The following is a 1,195-nucleotide window of genomic DNA, read 5'->3' as shown; positions in this document are numbered from 1 at the left end:
GAACGCCCCGGAGTTCGGGCCTGGCTGATCGGCTGGGTTTGGGTGATGGTGTACGCGTCCGTTTCTTGAGAACTCAACAGTGTGTTAAAAGCCAGTGCATGAAGCACAACCCCGTCCTACCACCCGGTTTGTGGTGGGGGATGGATTCCTTTGGTTGATACATCCGCCTCCTTGTGTGGGGGTGGGTGCTTTCAGCTGGGTAAGGACTGTTCAGACATTGTTTGGAGAGTTTGATCCTGGCTCAGGACGAACGCTGGCGGCGTGCTTAACACATGCAAGTCGAGCGGAAAGGCCCTTCGGGGTACTCGAGCGGCGAACGGGTGAGTAACACGTGAGTAACCTGCCCCTGACTCTGGGATAAGCCCGGGAAACTGGGTCTAATACCGGATACGACACCTCCTGGCATCGGGTGGGTGTGGAAAGTTTTTTCGGTTGGGGATGGACTCGCGGCCTATCAGCTTGTTGGTGGGGTAATGGCCTACCAAGGCGACGACGGGTAGCCGGCCTGAGAGGGCGACCGGCCACACTGGGACTGAGACACGGCCCAGACTCCTACGGGAGGCAGCAGTGGGGAATATTGCGCAATGGGCGAAAGCCTGACGCAGCGACGCCGCGTGGGGGATGACGGCCTTCGGGTTGTAAACCTCTTTCAGCAGGGACGAAGTTGACGTGTACCTGCAGAAGAAGCGCCGGCTAACTACGTGCCAGCAGCCGCGGTAATACGTAGGGCGCAAGCGTTGTCCGGAATTATTGGGCGTAAAGAGCTCGTAGGTGGCTTGTCACGTCGGGTGTGAAAGCTTGGGGCTTAACTCCAGGTCTGCATTCGATACGGGCTGGCTAGAGGTAGGTAGGGGAGAACGGAATTCCTGGTGTAGCGGTGAAATGCGCAGATATCAGGAGGAACACCGGTGGCGAAGGCGGTTCTCTGGGCCTTACCTGACGCTGAGGAGCGAAAGCGTGGGGAGCGAACAGGATTAGATACCCTGGTAGTCCACGCTGTAAACGTTGGGCGCTAGGTGTGGGGACCTTCCACGGTTTCCGCGCCGTAGCTAACGCATTAAGCGCCCCGCCTGGGGAGTACGGCCGCAAGGCTAAAACTCAAAGGAATTGACGGGGGCCCGCACAAGCGGCGGAGCATGTTGCTTAATTCGACGCAACGCGAAGAACCTTACCAAGGCTTGACATCGCCCGGAAA

1 rRNA gene is annotated in these 1,195 nt (G+C 58.3%); it reads left to right on the top strand.

Annotated elements, in window-relative coordinates:
• Positions 1 to 218 precede the first annotated feature (218 nt).
• Positions 219 to 1,195, top strand: a 16S ribosomal RNA gene (locus ACFYWM_RS44725); the annotation flags it as partial.

Source organism: Streptosporangium sp. NPDC002721 (assembly GCF_042888905.1).
Lineage (GTDB): Bacteria > Actinomycetota > Actinomycetes > Streptosporangiales > Streptosporangiaceae > Streptosporangium.
This window is presented reverse-complemented; position numbering and strand designations above follow the sequence as displayed.